This window comes from Nocardioides anomalus (assembly GCF_011046535.1).
GTDB classification, from domain to species: domain Bacteria; phylum Actinomycetota; class Actinomycetes; order Propionibacteriales; family Nocardioidaceae; genus Nocardioides; species Nocardioides anomalus.
The window spans coordinates 247,573-265,993 of sequence record NZ_CP049257.1 but is presented as its reverse complement, the minus strand read 5'-3'; the positions used below and the strand labels follow the sequence as shown (position 1 = coordinate 265,993).

16 protein-coding genes are annotated in these 18,421 nt (G+C 74.4%); 7 read left to right on the top strand and 9 right to left on the bottom strand.

What is annotated here, in order from left to right; genetic code table 11:
- Positions 1–51: 51 nt before the first annotated feature.
- From G5V58_RS01405 to G5V58_RS01395, 3 genes are read right to left on the bottom strand one after another with little or no spacing between them, the layout of a single operon-like run.
- On the bottom strand, positions 52–573 hold the full coding sequence (locus G5V58_RS01405) for a flavin reductase family protein (RefSeq protein ID WP_165228099.1): 522 nt from the start codon (positions 571–573) through the stop codon (positions 52–54).
- Positions 570–1,058 (bottom strand): NADPH-dependent FMN reductase, encoded by a 489-nt coding sequence (locus G5V58_RS01400; RefSeq protein WP_165228097.1) that lies wholly within the window; start codon positions 1,056–1,058, stop codon positions 570–572. Before G5V58_RS01400 ends, G5V58_RS01405 begins: the two co-directional genes overlap by 4 nt.
- The gene (locus G5V58_RS01395) at positions 1,058–2,215 is read right to left on the bottom strand and encodes an LLM class flavin-dependent oxidoreductase (protein WP_165228095.1); all 1,158 of its coding nucleotides are present in this window, start codon (positions 2,213–2,215) and stop codon (positions 1,058–1,060) included. The genes G5V58_RS01400 and G5V58_RS01395 overlap by 1 nt, the downstream gene beginning before the upstream one ends.
- Positions 2,216–2,367: 152 nt before the next feature.
- Here G5V58_RS01395 and G5V58_RS01390 point away from each other — a divergent pair, with 152 nt between their 5' ends.
- From G5V58_RS01390 to G5V58_RS01380, 3 genes are all read left to right on the top strand, one after another.
- Complete coding sequence (locus G5V58_RS01390) at positions 2,368–3,270, top strand: LysR family transcriptional regulator (RefSeq protein ID WP_165228093.1); 903 nt, start codon at positions 2,368–2,370, stop codon at positions 3,268–3,270.
- Positions 3,271–3,421: 151 nt separating this feature from the next.
- The gene (locus G5V58_RS01385; RefSeq protein ID WP_165228091.1) at positions 3,422–4,351 is read left to right on the top strand and encodes a DUF4349 domain-containing protein; all 930 of its coding nucleotides are present in this window, start codon (positions 3,422–3,424) and stop codon (positions 4,349–4,351) included.
- 9 nt (positions 4,352–4,360) lie between these two features.
- Positions 4,361–5,431, top strand: a complete 1,071-nt coding sequence (locus G5V58_RS01380) for an NYN domain-containing protein (RefSeq protein ID WP_165228089.1) — start codon at positions 4,361–4,363, stop codon at positions 5,429–5,431.
- Here G5V58_RS01380 and hemE read toward each other — a convergent pair.
- Positions 5,419–6,459 carry a uroporphyrinogen decarboxylase gene (gene hemE / locus G5V58_RS01375; protein WP_230486991.1) on the bottom strand — a complete coding sequence of 347 codons (1,041 nt, stop codon included), beginning with the start codon at positions 6,457–6,459 and terminating at the stop codon, positions 5,419–5,421. The two genes, G5V58_RS01380 and hemE, sit on opposite strands and share 13 nt — an antisense overlap.
- A 69-nt stretch (positions 6,460–6,528) precedes the next feature.
- Here hemE and G5V58_RS01370 point away from each other — a divergent pair, with 69 nt between their 5' ends.
- Together G5V58_RS01370 and G5V58_RS01365 are read left to right on the top strand one after the other, a co-directional pair.
- Positions 6,529–7,158 carry a DUF3000 domain-containing protein gene (locus G5V58_RS01370; RefSeq protein WP_165228085.1) on the top strand — a complete coding sequence of 210 codons (630 nt, stop codon included), beginning with the start codon at positions 6,529–6,531 and terminating at the stop codon, positions 7,156–7,158.
- Positions 7,158–8,486 (top strand): HRDC domain-containing protein, encoded by a 1,329-nt coding sequence (locus G5V58_RS01365; protein ID WP_165228083.1) that lies wholly within the window; start codon positions 7,158–7,160, stop codon positions 8,484–8,486. The genes G5V58_RS01370 and G5V58_RS01365 overlap by 1 nt, the downstream gene beginning before the upstream one ends.
- Before the next feature lie 22 nt (positions 8,487–8,508).
- Here G5V58_RS01365 and G5V58_RS01360 read toward each other — a convergent pair whose 3' ends face one another.
- From G5V58_RS01360 to hrpA, 5 genes are all read right to left on the bottom strand, one after another.
- Positions 8,509–9,903, bottom strand: coding sequence for an ABC transporter substrate-binding protein (locus G5V58_RS01360; RefSeq protein ID WP_165228081.1), 1,395 nt, complete (start codon positions 9,901–9,903; stop codon positions 8,509–8,511).
- 73 nt (positions 9,904–9,976) lie between these two features.
- Positions 9,977–10,369, bottom strand: coding sequence for a type II toxin-antitoxin system PemK/MazF family toxin (locus G5V58_RS01355; RefSeq protein ID WP_165228079.1), 393 nt, complete (start codon positions 10,367–10,369; stop codon positions 9,977–9,979).
- A gap of 227 nt (positions 10,370–10,596) precedes the next feature.
- On the bottom strand, positions 10,597–11,193 hold the full coding sequence (locus G5V58_RS01350; protein WP_230486990.1) for a hypothetical protein: 597 nt from the start codon (positions 11,191–11,193) through the stop codon (positions 10,597–10,599).
- A gap of 30 nt (positions 11,194–11,223) precedes the next feature.
- A complete protein-coding gene (locus G5V58_RS01345; RefSeq protein ID WP_165228077.1) occupies positions 11,224–12,360 on the bottom strand; it encodes a winged helix DNA-binding domain-containing protein in 1,137 nt (378 codons plus the stop codon).
- Entirely contained in the window at positions 12,357–16,115 is a 3,759-nt protein-coding gene (hrpA, locus tag G5V58_RS01340) for an ATP-dependent RNA helicase HrpA (RefSeq protein WP_165228075.1), read from the bottom strand. The genes G5V58_RS01345 and hrpA overlap by 4 nt, the downstream gene beginning before the upstream one ends.
- A gap of 56 nt (positions 16,116–16,171) precedes the next feature.
- Between hrpA and G5V58_RS01335 the strand changes: the two genes are divergently transcribed.
- On the top strand, positions 16,172–17,842 hold the full coding sequence (locus G5V58_RS01335; protein WP_165228073.1) for a DUF885 domain-containing protein: 1,671 nt from the start codon (positions 16,172–16,174) through the stop codon (positions 17,840–17,842).
- Complete coding sequence (locus G5V58_RS01330) at positions 17,839–18,405, top strand: dihydrofolate reductase family protein (protein ID WP_165228071.1); 567 nt, start codon at positions 17,839–17,841, stop codon at positions 18,403–18,405. Before G5V58_RS01335 ends, G5V58_RS01330 begins: the two co-directional genes overlap by 4 nt.
- Positions 18,406–18,421: the final 16 nt, after the last annotated feature.

Sequence of the window (18,421 nt, the reverse complement as noted above, 5' to 3'; positions counted from 1 at the left end):
ACAGCCTCGCACCGGCCCCGACCGGGTGCGGATCGGGGCCGGTGCGAGAGTTCAGGCGGACTGCGAGAGTCCGAAGCCGCTGCGGTGGAAGACCAGCGGCAGGGAGGTGGCGCCCTCCTCCGAGGACACCGTCTCCACCGCGTGCAGCCGGAGCAGCACGATGGTGTGGTCTCCGGCCTCCACCTCGCGGTAGACCGTCGTGTCGAAGCGGGCCAGCCCCTCGTCGAGCAGGGTGGCGCCGTCGCCGGTGGTGGTGACCGGTACGCCGTCGAAGCGGTGCTCGACCGGGCCGGCCAGCTGGCGGCAGACGTCGGTGTGGTGGTCGGCCAGCACGGTGAGCCCGAGGTGCGAGGCCCGGCGCAGCGCCGGCCACGTCTGCGAGCTGTTGGCCACCGAGAACGACACCAGCGGCGGGTCCAGGCTGACCGAGGTGAAGGAGCTGGCGGCCAGCCTGACGAGCGCGCCGTCGACCTCGGCGGCGACCGCGACGACGCCACTGGGGAAGACGCCGAACGCCTCCCGCAGCTTCGCGGCGTCCAGGTCCTGGTTGGTGGTGAGCGAGGTGACCGTCACGCGACCGCCTCGCGCCGGGCGACGAACGGCCGGATCCGGGCCAGCCAGTCGGCGTACGCCTCGGGGTCGTCGTGGCGGCTGTCCAGCACGTAGTGGCCGCGCACGGTGGCGCCGCCGATCTCGGCCAGCACCGGACGCAGGGTCAGCTCCGGGGCGAGCGCGTGGGCCGGTCCGCCGCCGAGCATGAGCGGCACGGCCACGCCGGTGAGCGAGTCGGCCGCGAACCGGTCCAGGAACAGCTTGAGCAGCCCGGTGTAGGTCGCCTTGTAGGTCGGCGAGGCGAAGACGACGAGGTCGGCCGCGACGACCTGCTCGACCAGGGCGCCGACGGTCGCGTCCTGCCAGTCCAACAGCCCGGCGCCGAGGGTGGCCAGGTCGACGACGACGTCCGGTTCGGCACCGGACAGCTCGCGGGCGACGTGCGTCGCGGCGGCGAGGGTGCGGGAGCCGGGCTTGGGGTTCCCGACGACGACGGCGGTGGTCATCAGTGCGCCGCCCTCGAGGCGCCGAAGGGCACCGACGCGGTGCCCGCGACCGGGGCCGGGTGCGACCACAGGCCGCGGCGGGCCAGCTCGGGCAGCACGCCCTCGCCGAACCAGTACGACTCCTCCAGGTGGGGGTAGCCGGAGAGGACGAACTCGTCGATGCCGACGGCGGCGTACTGCTCGATGAGGTCGGCGATCTCGGCGTACGAGCCGACCATCGCGGTGCCGGCGCCGCCGCGGACCAGGCCGACACCGGCCCAGAGGTTCGGGTGGATCTCGAGGGAGTCCTTGGTGCCGCGGTTGAGCTCGAGCATCCGCGCCTGGCCGACGGACTCGCTCTGCTTGAGCCCGGCCTGGACCCGCTCGATGGCCTCGTCGCTGATGCCCGCGAGCAGGCGGTCGGCCTCGGCCCACGCGGCCTCGGAGGTGTCGCGGGCGATGGTGTGCAGGCGGATGCCGAAGCGCACCTGGCCCTCGCGGCCGGCGTCGGCGGCGAGCTTGCGGACCCACTCGACCTTCTCGCGGACCTGCTCGGGCGGCTCGCCCCAGGTCAGGTAGACGTCGGCGTGCCGGGCCGCCACCCGCCCGGCGGCCTCGGAGGAGCCGCCGAAGTAGATCTCGGGCCGCGGGTCCGGGCGCTGGGTCAGCACGGCGTCCTCGACCTGGAGGTGCTCGCCGCGGTAGGTCACGGTCTCGCCGCGCCACAGCGCGGTGACGATGGACAGGAACTCGTCGCAGCGGGCGTAGCGCTGCTCCTTGTCCAGGAAGTCGCCGAACATCCGCTGCTCGCGCGACTCCCCGCCGGTGACGACGTTGAGCAGGAGGCGACCGCCGGAGAGGTTCTGGTAGGTGCCGGCCATCTGCGCGGCCAGGAACGGCGAGGTGAGCCCGGGCCGGAAGGCGACCAGGAACTTCAGCCGCTCGGTGACGGGGGCGAGCATCGCGGTGGAGACCCACGCGTCCTCGCACCACGCACCGGTCGGGGTGAGCGCGGCCTCGAAGCCCAGCTGCTCGGCGCTGCGGGCGACCTGGCCGAGGTAGCCGACGGTCGCACCGCGCGCCGCGTCGGTGGCCTGCACGCCGTGGCCGCCGCCGACGACCTGGCGGCCGTCGCCGCCGTTGGTGGGCAGGAACCAGTGGAACGTGAGCCGGGTCATCTCACACCTTCCGAGCCGCGGTGTCATGTATCTGTACTGGCTTCATGTACTTTAGCGCCTGCTGACAGGAGATGCACACCACCGGCGCGCGGAGTCGGCTATCGGGTGAGAGGCGCCGCCTCTCACCTCGTCCGGAGCGGAGGAGGCGCGGGGTGCGCATCGAGCAGCTGGAGTACCTCGCCGCCGTCACCCAGCACGGCTCGCTGCGCCGGGCCAGCGAGCGGCTGCACCTGTCGCAGCCGGCCCTGGGCGAGGCCATCACCAAGCTGGAGCGCGAGCTCGGCGTGACCCTGCTCGACCGGCGCCGGTCCGGCGCGCGCATCAGCGCCCAGGGCCGCGACCTGCTGCACAACATGGTCGAGGTGCTCGAGGCCGTCGACCGCCTCAAGGAGGCGGCCGGCGACCAGCGGGCCGGCAGCCGGGTCGTGCGGGTCGGCACCGTGAACGCCGCCACCGCGCCGCTGCTCGCACCCGCGATCCGCAGGTTCCAGGCCGCCGTACCGGGCGCGAGCGTCGAGGTGGTCAACGAGCAGCAGGCCGAGATCCACCAGGCGCTGCTCGAGGGCTCGCTCGACCTGGGGCTGGTCAACGTCCTCGACGGCGACGACCGCTCCCCCGGCCTGGTCGGCACCGACCTGCTGCACGGGCGCCCGGTCGTCGTGCTGCCCGCCGCCCACCCGCTCGCCGTGCACGCGGAGGTGACGGTGGAGCAGCTGCGGCGCGAGCGGTTCGTGCTGATGCGGGCCGGCTACCTCATGCACCGCTTCGCGCACCGGCTCTTCGGCGCCGACCTGCCCCGCGACCGGCACACCACCGACGGCGCCGAGATGGGCAAGCTGCTCGTGGTCGAGGGGCTCGGGGTGACGGTGCTGCCGGAGTACAGCGTCGTCGGCGATCCGCTGGAGCGCGCCGGCCTCCTCACCGTCCGCCCCATCGCCGGCGACCACACCGGCGTGACGCTGGTGCTCCAGCAGCGCCGGGCCGACCACGTCCCCGCCGCCGTCCGCGAGCTGCACGCCGCGCTGGTCGCCCAGGCCCGCTCGGCCGGAGCGTGACGATCCGGTAACGGCCGGAACCGTGGCCCCTGCCGCCCCCGTCCCAGGCGGCATGACGGCCGCCGCTCCCAGGTACGCACACCACGCAACGGTTAACCGCTTGGCACAGTTCCAGACGTGGAGGAATGCCAAGCGCTCAACCGTTAAGCGGTTGGCGCATCTCGTCTGGGCCGCGGCGGCGGTGGCCCTGCTCGCGGGCTGCTCGTCGTCGTCCGACGACGCCGGGAGCGACGCCTCGTCCGGCTCGGTCGCGGCCTCGGCGGCCGCGCCGGCCCCCGACGCGGGCGGCGACGCGGGCGGCGCGGGCGACGCCGGCAGCGCGGCGGAGTCGGCCGCGGACACCGGCAGCGGCTCGCGGGCCGCGCCCGAGCAGCAGGCAGTGATCTCCACCGGGCGGGTCGCCCTGCGCGCCGACGACGTGGGCCAGGCGCTCTTCGACGTCCGCAAGGTCGTCGACGGCCACCGCGGCCAGGTGGCCGAGGACGACACCGAGACCGACCCGAACGGCGACCCGCTGCGCTCGCGGATGGTGCTGCGGATCCCGACCGCGGACTTCGACGCGGCCATGGACGAGCTCGGCCGCGCGGCCACCCTCGTCTCGTCGCAGCGCGAGACCGCGGACGTGACGACCCAGGTCCTCGACACCGACGTCCGCGTGGAGGCGCAGCGCCGCAGCATCGAGCGGATCCAGGCCCTCTTCGACGCCGCCACCTCGATCAAGGACGTGGTCTCCGTCGAGGGCGAGCTCTCGCGGCGCCAGGCCGACCTCGCCTCGCTGGAGGCGCAGCAGCGCTACCTGGCCGACCAGACGTCGCTGTCCACCATCACCCTCACCGTCGAGCGCACGCCGGCCGACCACGCCGCACCGCCCGAGCAGGACGACGCGGGGTTCCTGGCCGGGCTGAGCGGAGGCTGGGACGCGCTGCTCACCTTCCTGGTCGCCTCGGCCACCGTGGCCGGTGCACTGCTGCCGTGGCTGGGGCTGGCCCTGCTGGTCGGCGTACCGACCTGGAGCGTGCTGCGCCGGCTGCGGCGCCGCGCGCACCCGGCGGCCGGGGCGGCCGGGGTGGGGACGCCCTAGTCTCGACTCGTGCCCTCCCCCGAGACCGACCGCATCGCGGTCCTCATCGACGCCGACAACACCTCCAAGAGCGATGCGGCGGCGTTGATGACGGAGGTCGCGAAGTACGGCCTGCCGACCGTGCGCCGCGCGTACGGCGACTGGACCAGCAACCACCTCAGCGGCTGGAAGGACCAGCTCAACCGGCACGCCATCCAGCCCGTCCAGCAGTTCGCCTACACCTACGGCAAGAACTCGACCGACTTCGCGCTGGTCATCGACGCGATGGACCTGCTCTACAGCGGCAACGTCGACGCGTTCGCGATCGTCTCCAGCGACAGCGACTTCACGCGGCTGGTCACCCGGCTGCGGGAGTCCGGTCGACGGGTCATCGGCTTCGGGCGCCGCAAGACACCGGAGTCGCTGCAGAACGCCTGCGACCGGTTCGTCTTCCTCGAGGTGCTGCGGGCGGGCGGCCCGTCGGCCGAGCCCGCGACCGACGCCGCCGGGTCCGAGGCCGAGGAGGCGTCGGTGCCGCTGCCGGACCTGCGCAGCATCCTCACCCAGGCCATCGACGACACCTCGGGCGACGACGGCTGGACCAACCTCGGTGGCGTGGGCAGCGTGCTGAGCGCGCGCTACCCGTCCTTCGACTCGCGCAACTACGGCTTCCCGCGGCTGACCGCGCTGGTCCGCGCGCAGGACTACCTCGACGTCGTGCAGACCGAGAGCGGCTCGACGCGGGTCCGCCTGCAGGCCGAGCCGCCCGCGCCCGCCACCGGGCGCTCAGGTCGGCGCGGCGGGGCCAAGAAGGCCGCCCCGCCGGCCGAGCCCGTGGTCGAGCCGGCCCCCGCGGCGAAGACGGCGAAGACCGCCACGACCGCCAAGACCGCCCCGACCGCCCCGACCGCCAAGACCGCCAAGACCGCCAAGGCCCCGGCGGCCAGGAAGAGCGCGGCGGCCAAGGCCACCGAGCCCGCCGCCACACCCGCCGCCACACCCGGCGCCGAGGCGCCAGCCGCGCCGGCGGCGCCGGCGGCGCCGGCCGCGCCGGTGGTCACCACCCGCAAGCGCTCGTCGCGGCGCTCTCAGAGCGGGTAGGACTGCACGAACTCGGTCAGCCGCTGGAGCTGGTCCGGGTCGGTGCTCGGCAGGACGCCGTGGCCGAGGTTGAAGACGTGGCCGCGGGCGGCCCGGCCGGCCTCGATGACCTCGGCGGCGCGGGCCAGCATCAGGTCGGTGGGCGCGAAGACCAGCGTGGGGTCGAGGTTGCCCTGCACCGCGCGGTCGCCGACCTGGCCGATGGCCGTGCCGAGCGGGGTGCGCCAGTCGACGCCGACGACATCGGCGCCGGCCTCGCCCATCGCGCCGAGCAGGTTGGCGGTGCCGACGCCGAAGTGGATGCGGGGCACCCCGAGGGTGCCGACGTGCTCGAGCACGCGGGCGGAGTGGGGCTGGACCGAGGCGGCGTAGTCCTGCGGGGCCAGCGCACCGGCCCAGGAGTCGAAGAGCTGGACGGCCGAGGCGCCAGCGCGGACCTGGACCTCGAGGTACGTCGCGGCGATGCCCGCGATCTTGCGCATCAGCGCGTCCCAGACCTCCGGGGCGCCGAACATCATGGCCTTGGTGAGCGCGTGCTCGCGGGACGGGCCGCCCTCGACGAGGTACGACGCCACGGTGAACGGCGCGCCGGCGAAGCCGATGAGCGGGGTGGCACCGAGCTCGCGGACCAGCTGGCCGATGGCCTGGGTGACGTAGGGGACGTGCTCGGGCGTCAGGTCGGGGATGGCCTCGACGTCGGCCAGGGTGCGGACCGGGGTGGCCACCACGGGGCCGACGCCCGGCTTGATGTCCAGGTCGACGCCCACCGCCTTGAGCGGCAGCACGATGTCGGAGAAGAAGATGGCCGCGTCCACGCCGTAGCGCCGGACCGGCTGGAGGGTGATCTCGGTGGTCAGGTCGGGGTCCATGCAGCTCTCGAGCATGCCGACGCCCTCGCGGACCTTGCGGTACTCCGGCAGGGAGCGGCCCGCCTGGCGCATGAACCAGACCGGGGTGTGCGGCACCGGCTCGCCGCGCACCGCCCGCAGGAACGCGCTGTGCTGCGGGCTCACCGCGGACTCCGTCACCCACACAGCCTGTCAGGCGGCCCGGCGTGTTCGCACATCGAGATTCGTCTCCCGACCTACTGTGTGCCCATGGTCGTGCGTCAGGAGACGCGCCCGGGTGCGGGCGCGGCCGGCGAGCCGCCGGAGTTCCGGGCGGCCGTCGCGACCATGCGCGCCGCCCCGCTGCGCCCCGAGCTGCACTGCGAGGAGATGCCGGCGCCCCAGCGCATCGCACCGTACGCCGCCGCGCTGTCGGCCGACGTCGACGTGGACGGCGAGGAGGTCGGCACCGGCCGGATCATCCTGCTGCACGACCCGGCGGGGAACGACGCGTGGGACGGCCAGTTCCGCTGCGTGGCCTACGCCCGCGCCGAGATCGACGTCGAGCTGATCACCGACCCGATGCTGGCCGCGGTCGGCTGGACCTGGCTGACCGACGCCCTGGACGCCCACGGCGCGGCGTACACCATGGCGTCGGGCTCGGTCACCCGCGTGGCCACCGAGAGCTTCGGGGGGATGGCCGAGGAGAGCGCGACCGCGCAGCTGGAGATCCGGGCGTCCTGGACGCCGCTGCACGCACTCGGCGCGGCCGACCTCGACGTCGCGCCGCACGTCGAGGCGTGGGGGGAGCTGCTCTGCACGGCGGTCGGGCTGCCGCCGGTGCCCGACGGCGTGGCCGTCATCCCGAGCCGCCGGGGTCAGCGCGGCTCGGGGGCCTGATGCCGGACACCGCCACCGACAGCCCCGAGCAGCCCGAGCAGCCCGAGGACGCCGCCGAGGAGCAGCGCCCGCTCCTCCTCCTGCGCGACGGGCTGCCCGCCGTCACCGACACCCCCGCGCGCCTGGCCGAGGCCTGCGCCGCCATCGCGGCCGGCAGCGGCCCGGTCGCCATCGACGCCGAGCGGGCCTCGGGCTACCGCTACTCCTCCCGCGCGTACCTCATCCAGCTGCGCCGCGAGGGCGCCGGCACCTGGCTGGTCGACCCGATCGCCTTCGACTCGCTCGCGCCGCTGGCCGAGGCCCTGGCCGGCACCGAGTGGATCCTGCACGCCGCCACCCAGGACCTCCCGTGCCTGGCCGAGGTCGGCCTGCGGCCGGCCGCCCTGTTCGACACCGAGCTGGCCGGGCGGCTGCTGGGCTACCCGCGCGTCGGGCTGGCCACGCTGGTCGAGACGGTGCTGGGCCAGCGGCTCAAGAAGGAGCACTCCGCGGTCGACTGGTCGCGGCGCCCGCTGCCCGAGCCCTGGCTGGAGTACGCCGCGCTGGACGTCGAGGTCCTCGTCGAGCTGCGCGACGCCCTCGCCGAGCAGCTCGTCACCGCGGGCAAGGACGAGTGGGCGCGCCAGGAGTTCGCGCACCTGCTCTCCTTCGAGCCCACCGCGCGGGTCGACGCCTGGCGCCGCACGTCCGGCATGCACCGGATCCGCGGCCGGCGTGGGCTCGGCGCGGTCAAGGCGCTGTGGGAGACCCGCGACGCCCTGGCCGAGCGCCGCGACGTGACGCCCGGCCGGATCATCCCCGACTCCGCCATCGTGGCCGCCGCCCAGGCGATGCCGACCGAGCGCGACGCGCTGCTGGGCACGTCCGGGTTCCACGGCCGCGGCGCGGAGCGCTACGCCTCGCGCTGGATCGGCGCCCTGCGCGACGTCGTGGCCGCCGACGAGGCCGACCTGCCGACCCGGGCGCCGCGCACCGACGGTCCCCCGCTGCCACGCGCGTGGGCCGACCGCGACCCCGTCGCCGCCCGCCGGCTCGCCCTGGCCCGCGAGGCGCTCACCGCCCTGGCCGAGCAGCTGGAGCTGCCGGTGGAGAACCTGCTGACCCCCGACTACCTGCGCCGGGTGCTGTGGACCCCGCCGCCCACCCGCGACCCCGACTCCCTCGCGGCGGCCGTGGCCGTCGCGCTGTCCGGGCTCGGCGCGCGGCCGTGGCAGGTCGACCTGGCCGGGCCCCCCGTCGTACGCGCGATCCTGGAGGCGGACCGGCAGCCGCCGGAACCCGAGCCGCAGCCCGAGCCGCAGCCCGAGGCCGAGGCCGAGGCCGACTGAAGCCCGGAGAGGGCCCGCGGACTCAGCCGCCGCTGTCGCTGCTCTCGCTGCTGTCCGGGCTCGGCGACTCGGTGTCGGGCGGGGACAGCACCGCCTTGGAGGCCTCGTCGATCTGGTCGGTGAGGGCCGACAGGGTGTCGCTGTCGAGGACCTCGTCCTCGAGCAGCTCCTTGAGCGGTGCGGCCACCGCGTCCTCGAGCGCCGCGGGGTCCTCCAGCAACGGCGCGACGCGCATGCTGCGGATGCTGTTGTTGGAGACCGCGGAGTGCAGCGGCCGCTTGCGGGGCTGGAGGAAGGCGTCGGACAGCGCGACCTGGGTGTTGGCCGGCGCGAGGTACCCGGCGGCGGCCACCGTCGACACCGCGTCGGTGGAGACGAAGTCGACGAGGAAGTCGGCGGCCTCGGCCACGGCGTCGGAGCGCGCGCCGATGCAGACGCCGGTGAGGTCGCCGACCGTCGCGGCATCGCCCACCACCGGCATCGGCATGATGTCGAAGTCGACCGCGGTCGAGCGCAGCTGCGGCACCAGGTCGCGGAAGCCCGCGATCATCCCGAGCTTGCCCTCGCGGAACCACTCCAGCGGCGTCTTCTGCGACAGCTGCTCCGCGGTCAGCCCGAGCTTGGGGTCGCGCAGCACCGGCAGCACGTCCTCCAGCGCCGAGCGGGTGTCGTCGGAGGAGAAGGACAGCGACGTCGGGCTCTGGTCGTCGTCGAAGACCTCGCCGCCACCGGAGTAGACGAACGGCGCCAGCCCCCGCAGCGTCGGCGCGACGTAGAACCCGCCGATGCCCTTGCGCGGCCGGCTCGCGTAGTCCGCCGCGACCTGGAACTGCTCGAGGCTCCACGACGGCCGCCGCTGGAGGTTCTCGTCGTCGACGGTGGGCACGTCGAGCCCGCGCTCGGCCATCGCCGGGAAGTCGACCAGCGCCTTGTTGTAGTAGATGACCATCGGCGAGATGCCGTACGGCATGCACTGCAGGTCGCGGTCGCCGGAGAACGCCTCGAGCGCCACCCGGGAGTAGCCGTCGCCGAAGTCGACGTCGCGCTCGTCCAGCAGCGCGCCGATCGGTCGGTTGAGCTCGCGCTCGCGGACCTGCTGCAGGTCGCCGCGGCTGACCAGGAACACGTCGGGCTGCGGGCCGCCGTCCTCGAGCGCCGCCAGCAGGTCGGAGTGCGTCCCGTAGGCCTTGACCTTGACCTTGGTCTCGGGGTGCTCGGTGTTGTAGGCGTCGACCGCCCGGTCGTAGGCGTCGACCTCGGGGCCGCTCCCCCACACCGCGAAGCTCAGCGAGACGGGACCTGCGGCCTGCGAGCTGGTGGGCGGGACCGGGCCGGGATCGCCCTCGTCGTCGGTGCACCCGGCCAGCGCCGCCGCCACCACCAGGGCCAGCGGCACCACGATCCTGCTCCGACGCACCCTGGCCCTCCTTCCGGCCCGGTCACCCTACCGACCGGTCACCGACAACCCGCGCACGCCTCGTACGCGCGCCCTAGCCGATCGCGTGGTGGCGCCGCGCCTCGACCAGCACCGCGTCGAAGACCTCCCGCGGCAGCGCCGCGCCCTCGCGGCGGATGGCGTCGCGCGCCAGCACGATCAACCGGTCCAGCCGCACCTCGCTCGGGCGCCGCTCGCTGTCCCACGACCCGCTGCCGACGTCCATCCAGTAGCGCCCGTAGCGCGCCTCGTCCTCGGCGTCGCGGTCATGGTCCTTGCTGGTGAGCATCAGCCCGGCGTAGTACTCCTCGCCGTCGACCTCGCGAGTGCCGATCAGCAGCACCGGGCGGTCCTTGCCCTGGCTCGGGTCCTCCTCGTAGGGCACCCAGCCCCACACGACCTCGCCCGGGTCCGGCTCGCCGTCCTGCTCGGGTGCGTACGACGTCACCTCGGCAACCTAGCCGGTGGTCGGCGACCCGCGGGCGCGGCTGCGCTGCCTGGATGACGCAGCTGTGCTGGGCCGGGAGAGGTGCGTGCCGGACCGGGAGCGCCTCACGGCGCGTGGCCGCTCGAAGCGGCTGATTTTGGGACCCGGGGCTGCCGCGGCCCGGCACGCACGACCATTGTAACGAGAGACGCCCACTCCGCATTCCGCGATGCGGCGATCGAGTCCGTTCAGGCCAGGCCGTGGGCGAGCTCGGTGTGGCCGGCGGCCTCGAGCTGCTCGGCCAGCAGGAGCATGCGCTGGACGTCCTCCTCGGAGGCCTCGTCGAGGGCGGCGCGGCCGGTGGCGACGACGCGGGCGAAGGCGGCAGCACGGAACAGCACGTCGGCGAAGTCGCTGCCGGCGATGCCGCGCAGCACCTCGTCGACCATGGCGCGCAGCTCGTCGGGGCCGGGCGGGTCCGCCACACCGGCGACGACGCGGGCGACCTGGGCGGTGCGGGTGCCCGCGTCGAACTGGCGGGCGACGCCCGCCGGGTCGGCGTACACCCACGAGCGGAGCAGGAACAGCCGCCACAGACACCCGGCCAGGGTGTCGGCCGGCGCGCCGGCCCAGACCTCGGCGATGGTCTCGATGCCCTCGGTGTCGGCCAGGTGCAGCACCCGCTCGCTCACGGCCGGGTCGTCGGAGCCGCGGGCGCCGCGGACCAGCAGGTTCGCGGCCAGGTCGCCCGCCTCGCGGATGCGGGACGGGTCCTCGCCGCCGAGGATGGCGGCGAAGAACTCCCCGCCGGGACGCATCGGGCGGTGGTGCTGTCGCTCGGCCACCCGGCCACGCTACGCGCGGCCCGGCAGCCCTCAGGCGTGGGCGCCGACCGTCACCGGGCCGACCACCAGCTCGGGCCGGGCCTCGACGACCGTGCCGACGCGCTTCACCTCGTCGTCCAGCGCCCGTCGCTGGGCGGCGGACAGCCGGCCGAGGGGCTCGACGGTGATCGTGACGCGGCGCCCGGACCGCTTCTGGTGCCACACGCCGCCGACCACGCCGTCGAGCAGCAGCACGGGGAAGTTGCCGGCCTGCGACCCGGCCAGGGCCCGCTCGGCCGCTCGCCCCGGGAACAGCAGGCCGCGCGGCCGGGAGCCGACCTGGAAGGCGTCGAAGTACGGCAGCAGGAGCACTCCCGGCGGCTCCGGTGCGTCGAACCCGTCGTCGCCGCGCCACACCCACGCCGGCTCGCCCTCGAGCGCGACCTCGTCGAGCTCGGCGCGCGCGAACAGCGCCCGCGTCCACGCCGGCGTGGTGGCCAGCCAGCGCGCCAGGTGGTCGGGCGTCGCCGGGCCGTACGCCGTGAGGTAGGCGCGCAGCAGCCGCAGCTCCGCCTCGTCCGCAGGCACCGGCGCGAGCTCGCCCACCCACCGCGACGGGCTCGCGTAGGTGACTCGGCGCCCGCGGTTCGGGCCGCTGCACAGCACGCCGCGCGAGGCCGCCACACCGAGCGCCTGGCGCCACCGCGGCCAGAAGCCGCCGAACGCCGCCATCGACTCCTCGGCCGCCCACGCCCCGCACGCCTCACCCACGTGCGCGTCGAGCTCCTCGGTGGTCCGGTCGCCCTCGCGCAGCGTCGCGTCCAGCGCCGCGACCACCGCGTCGGTCTCCTCCGGCGTCAGGCGTACGCCGTCCGGGTGCCCGCCCGCCGGGGGCACCGCCGCCAGCGCCGGCAGCCACCAGGCCAGGTCCTCGGCGGCGAGCAGGTGGACGGTCCCCCGCGGCCCGAAGGTCTTGACCAGGCTCCGCTCCTCCCACAGCGCCGCGGCCACGTCGGACCGGGTCACCCCGGACACCCGCAGCCCGAGGGAGACCTCGGCCGCCGACATGATCTGCGCGTGCACGCCGGCCACTGCCGCCGCCGCCGCGGCCAGCGAGCCGAGCGGCGCGGTGAGCCCGTGCCGGGCCAGCCGGCGGGCGTTCGCCGCGGCGAAGCCGACCGCGGTCACGTGCCCGCCGCCGCGGACAGTGCCTTGCGGACCCGCTCCTCGCTGACCGGGTGGGCGGTGCCGAGCTGCTGGGCCCACAGTGAGACCCGCAGCTCCTCGAGCATCCAGCGGGCCCGGCGCAGCCGCTCACCGGGTGGGCGGCCGTCGGGCAGGGCGGCGAGCTGGTGCAGGTAGGCGTCCTGCAGGCCGGTGATCCGGTCCATCAGCTGGCGGTCGCGGTTGACCGCCGCGCCACCCTGGTCGAGCGCCTCCCGGCGCAGGGTCATCGCCCGGAGGTAGGTCGGGTAGCGGCGCAGCTGCCCGGGACCGGCCTCGGAGAGGAACCCCGGGTGCACCAGGCGCACGAGCTGCGCCTTCAGGTCCGAGAGCGCAGGGAGCATCGCCATCTCGGCGCGCCCGCTCAGCAGCTTGTCGACGGTCCGCCACCCGTCGAGCACCCGCAGCACGTCGGCGAGGAAGTCGTGGAGCATCCCCGGGGCGGCGGCGCGCGCCCGCGCCACCAGGGCGTCGAAGTCAGGCTCGGACCGGACCTGTCCACCAGCGTCGACGAGGCCACCGACCACCGCGGCCCGGCTGTCCACCAGCAGCTCCGGCACCGAGGCGTACGGCGAGCCGACGAGCCCCAGCCGGTCGTTCAGGGCCAGCGGCTCCTGGAGCTCGGAGTCCGAGGGCAGGGGCACCGAGAGCAGCACCAGGCGTCGTACGCCGAGGCGGTGCCGCGCCTCGGCCTCGTCGGTGGTCCCGTAGACCGCGAGCCCCACCGACGCGCCCTCGTCGACCAGCGCGGGGAAGACCGTCACCCGGTGCCCGGCCCGGGTCAGCGTCTCGGACTCGGGGATGTCGCCGAAGACCCACCGGGTCTCGCCGGTGCGCGCGAGCCCGGACTCCGAGGCGGCCGAGGAGAGGGCAGACTCGAACTGCGGGCGCAGCGGCGCCTTGAGCGCCTCGAGGTCCTTGCCGCGCGCCTGCTCCGCGCCGTCGTCGGCGACCACGCGGTAGGTCGGCTGCAGGTGGGCGGGCACCTTGGACCAGTCCCACGCCTCACGCGGCACGACGACACCGGTGGTCGAGCGCATCCACCGCTCGAGCGCGTCGAGCAGCGGTTCCTCGCCCGGCGGCACGGCGGCCAGGAACTCCCGCGCCTTGTTGGGCGCCGGCACGAACGAGACGCGCAGGTGCTTGGGCAGCGACCGGATGAGCGCGGTGACCAGCTCCTCGCGGAGGCCGGGCACGTTCCAGGAGAAGTCGTCGGCCTCGACCCGGTTGAGGGTGTCCACGGGCACGTCGATGGTCAGGCCGTCCTCGGCCGCGCCCGGCTCGAAGTGGTAGCTGATCGAGAAGGTCAGCCCCTCCTCGCCGCTGTCCCACTGCTCGGGGTAGTCCGCCTCGGTGACCGCGTCCGCCGAGGAGCGGGTGAGCATGGCCGGGTCGAAGGTCAGCAGGTCCGGCGCGCTGCGCCGTGCGCCCTTCCACCACTGGTCGAAGTGCGCGCCGGAGACCACGTCGGCCGGCACCCGCGCGTCGTAGAAGTCGAACAGCGTCTCCTCGTCGACCACGATGTCGCGGCGCCGCGCGCGGTGCTCGAGCTCCTCGGCCTCCTCCAGCAGGCGCCGGTTGGTCTCCAGGAACCGGTGCCGCGAGTGCCACTCGCCCTGGACCAGCGCGTGGCGCAGGAACAGCTCGCGCGAGACGACCGGGTCGACCCTGGCGTACGTCGTGAGCCGGTCGGCCACCAGCGGCACGCCGTACAGCGTGACCCGCTCGTAGGCCATCACGGCCGCGCGCTTCTTGGACCAGTGCGGCTCCGACCAGGTCCGCTTCACCAGGTGCCGCCCGAGGTCCTCGGCCCACTCCGGCTTGATGGCGGCGTTCTGCCGCGCCCAGAGCCGCGAGGTCTCGACGAGCTCGCCGGCCATGAGGAACGGCGGGTTCTTCCGGTAGAGCCCGCTGCCGGGGAAGACCGCGAACCGCGCGCCACGGGCGCCGAGGTACTCCCGCGGTCCGCGCTCCTTGCGGTCGCGCTCCTCGAGCAGCCCGATCTGGGAGAGCAGCCCGGCCAGCAGCGACTGGTGAATGCCGTCGGCGTCGGGGGTGTCCGCCGGGTGCCCCAGCTCGATGTCCATCTCCTTGCAGACCTGGCGCAGCTGGGACTCGAAGTCCTGCCACTCGCGCACCCGCAGGTAGTTGAGGAACTCGCGCTTGCACATCCGCCGGAACGCCGACGACGACAGCTCGCGCTGCTGCTCCTTGACGTAGCGCCACAGGTTGAGCCAGGTGAGGAAGTCCGAGCCCTCGGCCTTGAAGCGGGCGTGCTGCTGGTCGGCCTGGGCCTGGAGCTCGGCCGGCCGCTCGCGCGGGTCCTGCAACGACAGCGCCGCAGCGATGACGATGACCTCGCGCAGGCAGCCGCGGCGCTCGGCCTCCAGCACCATCCGCGCGAGCCGCGGGTCGATGGGCAGCCGGGCGAGCCGCCGCCCCAGCCGCGACAGCCTTCCGGAAGAGTTGAACGCCCCCAGCTCCTCCAGCAGCTGCACGCCGGCGGTGACGTTGCGCCGGTCCGGCGGCTCGACGAACGGGAACCGCGCGATGTCGCCGAGCCCCAGCGAGGTCATCTGCAGGATGACGCTGGCCAGGTTGGTGCGCAGGATCTCGGGGTCGGTGAACGCCGGTCGCCCCTCGAAGTCCTCCTCGGAGTACAGCCGGATCGCCACCCCCGGCCCGAGCCGGCCGCAGCGGCCCGAGCGCTGGTTGGCCGAGGCCTGGCTGATCGCCTCGACCGGGAGCCGCTGCACCTTGGTGCGCACCGAGTAGCGCGAGATGCGCGCGACGCCGGTGTCCACGACGTACCGGATGCCGGGCACGGTCAGCGAGGTCTCGGCCACGTTGGTCGCCAGCACGATCCGGCGTCCGGTGTGCGCCGCGAAGACGCGGTGCTGCTCGGCCGCGGACAGTCGGGAGTAGAGCGGCACGACCTCGGTGCGCGCGTCCGCGAGCTCGCTCAGCGCGTCGGCGGTGTCGCGGATCTCGCGCTCACCGGGCAGGAAGACCAGGATGTCGCCCGGCCCCTCGGCGAACAGCTCACGGCAGGCGTCGACGACGGCCTCGGTCTGGTCGCGGACGATCGGCTCGCCCTCGTCGTCGTCCTCCGGCAGCTCCATGAGGGGGCGGTAGCGGACCTCGACCGGGTACGTCCGCCCGCTCACCTCGACCACGGGCGCGTCGAAGTGTGCGGCGAACCGGTCCACGTCGATGGTCGCGCTGGTGATGATCAGCTTGAGGTCGGGCCGGCGTGGCAGCAGCCGCTTGAGGTAGCCGAGCAGGAAGTCGATGTTGAGCGAGCGCTCGTGCGCCTCGTCGATGATGATCGTGTCGTAGCGCTTCAGCTCGCGGTCGCGCTGCAGCTCAGCCAGCAGGATGCCATCGGTCATCAGCTTCACGCGCGAGCGCTTCGAGGTCCGGTCGGTGAAGCGGACCTGGTAGCCGACCAGGTCGCCCAGCTCCGTGTCCAGCTCGGAGGCGATCCGCTCGGCCACGGACCGCGCGGCGATCCGGCGCGGCTGGGTGTGGCCGATCATCCCGTGGCGCCCCCGACCCAGCTCCAGGCAGATCTTGGGCAGCTGGGTCGTCTTGCCCGAGCCGGTCTCGCCCGCGACGACGACGACCTGGTGGTCGCGGATGGCCGCGGCGATGTCGTCGCGGCGCTGGCTGACCGGGAGCTCGGCGGGGTAGCTGATCGCGAGCTGCTCGGTGGACATGACCGACCCATTCTTCCCGATGGCCGAAGGGGCGTCGCGCCCATTAGGTTCCAGTGGTGCGAGAAGCAGACGACATCGCCGAGCGCTACGTCGAGGACCTGGCCGCGGCCGACCCGATCACCGCGACCTTCGCCGGGATCCCCGGCCACGAGCACGAGCTCACCGACTTCACGCCCGACGGCTACGCCCACCGCGAGCAGCTGCTCCGCGACGCGCGGGCGGCCATGGAGCGGGCCACCCCGAGCGACCCCCGCGAGGAGGTGGCCCGCAGCTCGTTCCTGGAGCGGGCCGACACCACCCTGGCCCAGATGGACGCCCACCGCGGCCAGTCCCTGGTCAGCGTCATCGACTCCGCCGCGCACGCGGTCCGCGAGGTCTTCGACCTGATGGCCACCAGCACCGAGGAGGACTGGAGCGCGATCAGCGACCGGCTCGCCGCGGTGCCCGCCACCCTCACCGACGTCCGGGCGACGCTGGAGCACGAGGCCGCGCACGGCCACGTCAGCCCGCGCCGCCAGCTGGTCGAGGCGGCCAAGCTGATGCGCGGCTGGGTCGCGCCGGGCGGCGACGTGTTCGGCCAGCTGATCGGCCAGGCCGAGGACGTGCCGGCGTCGCTCAAGGCCGAGCTGGACCGCGGCGCCGACGGCGCGCGCGCGGCGTACGTCGAGCTCGCGGCGTACCTCTCCGACGAGCTGGCCCTGCGCGGCCGGGACAAGGAGGCGGTCGGACGCGAGCAGTACGCGCGGGACTCGCGCTACTTCCTCGGCACCGAGATCGACCTCGACGAGACCTACGCCTGGGGCTGGGAGGAGCTGCACCGCATCGAGACCGAGATGCTCGCGATCGCGGCCGACCTGGTCGGCCCGGGCGCGAGCATCCGCGACGCCCAGGCCCACCTGGAGAGCGACCCGGCCCGCGCCATCGAGGGCAAGGAGGCGTTCCGGGCCTGGATGCAGGACCGCGCCGACCAGGTGCTCCACGAGCTGGCCGACACCCACTTCGACATCCCCGAGCCCGTGCGCCGCATCGAGTGCCGCCTCGCGCCGACCCAGGACGGCGGCATCTACTACACCCCTCCGTCGGAGGACTTCTCGCGCCCGGGCGCCATGTGGTGGTCGGTGCCCGAGGGCATCACGACCTTCTACCCCTGGCGCGAGGTCACGACCGTGCACCACGAGGGCGTGCCCGGGCACCACCTGCAGTGCGCGCAGACGCTCTACCGCAGCGACGTGCTCAACCGCTGGCAGCGCAGCATGTGCTGGGTCTCGGGTCACGGCGAGGGCTGGGCGCTGTACGCCGAGCGGCTGATGGACGAGCTCGGCTACCTCGAGGACCCGGGCGACAAGCTCGGGATGCTCGACGGCAACGGCTTCCGCGCAGCCCGCGTCATCGTCGACATCGGCATGCACCTGGAGCTGGAGATCCCGCGCGACAACCCGTTCGGCTTCCACCCCGGCGAGCGCTGGACCGGTGAGCTCGGCCTCGAGTTCATGCGCCAGCACGCGCGGATGGACGACGCGATGATCGTCTTCGAGGTCAACCGCTACCTCGGCTGGCCGGCCCAGGCCCCGTCGTACAAGGTGGGCGAGCGGATCTGGCTCCAGGCCCGCGAGGAGGTCCGGCAGCGCCAGGGCGCCGACTTCGACCTCAAGGCCTTCCACCGCGCGGCCCTGGACCTCGGCTCGCTCGGCCTGGACCCGATGCGCGAGGCCCTGGCCCGGCTGTGAGCCTCCTGGTCGTCGAGCACCTCAGCCTGGACGGTGTCCTCCAGGGTCCGGCGCGCACCGACGAGGACCCCAGCGGCGGCTTCCGCCACGGCGGCTGGGCGATGGCCGCCGCGGACGACCCGGAGCCCGGGGCGGCCATGGGCCGGGCGATGCGGCCCGGTTTCGCGTGGCTGTTCGGCCGCCGCAGCTACGACGACGTGCTGACGCACTGGAACGGCGCCGGCGGGCCGTTCCGCGACGGGCTCAACCGGACCACCAAGTACGTCGTCACCTCCGACCCGCACCTGGCCTGGCCGCACTCGGTGCAGGTCGCCGGCGACGTGGCCGCCGAGGTGGCGCGGCTGCGCGAGACCGAGGACCTCGTGGTGATGGGCAGCGGGCAGCTGGTCCGCACGCTGCTCGAGCACGGCCTGGTCGACGAGCTGCTGCTCTTCGTGCACCCGGTGGTGCTCGGGTCGGGCCGGCGGCTGTTCGGCGACGCCCCGGACGCGCACCGGCTGCGGCTGGTCGAGGCCACGTCGACGGCGAGCGGCGTGCTCGTCGCGACGTACCGCCCGGACTAGAACACGTTCTACCATC

Coding starts and splice junctions, on each gene's coding strand:
- hrpA (WP_165228075.1), bottom strand. CDS start 16,115: ATGTCCACCGAGCAGCTCGCGATCAGCTACCCCGCCGAGCTCCCGGTC.
- G5V58_RS01365 (WP_165228083.1), top strand. CDS start 7,158: ATGCCGGACACCGCCACCGACAGCCCCGAGCAGCCCGAGCAGCCCGAG.
- G5V58_RS01400 (WP_165228097.1), bottom strand. CDS start 1,058: ATGACCACCGCCGTCGTCGTCGGGAACCCCAAGCCCGGCTCCCGCACC.
- G5V58_RS01370 (WP_165228085.1), top strand. CDS start 6,529: ATGGTCGTGCGTCAGGAGACGCGCCCGGGTGCGGGCGCGGCCGGCGAG.
- G5V58_RS01395 (WP_165228095.1), bottom strand. CDS start 2,215: ATGACCCGGCTCACGTTCCACTGGTTCCTGCCCACCAACGGCGGCGAC.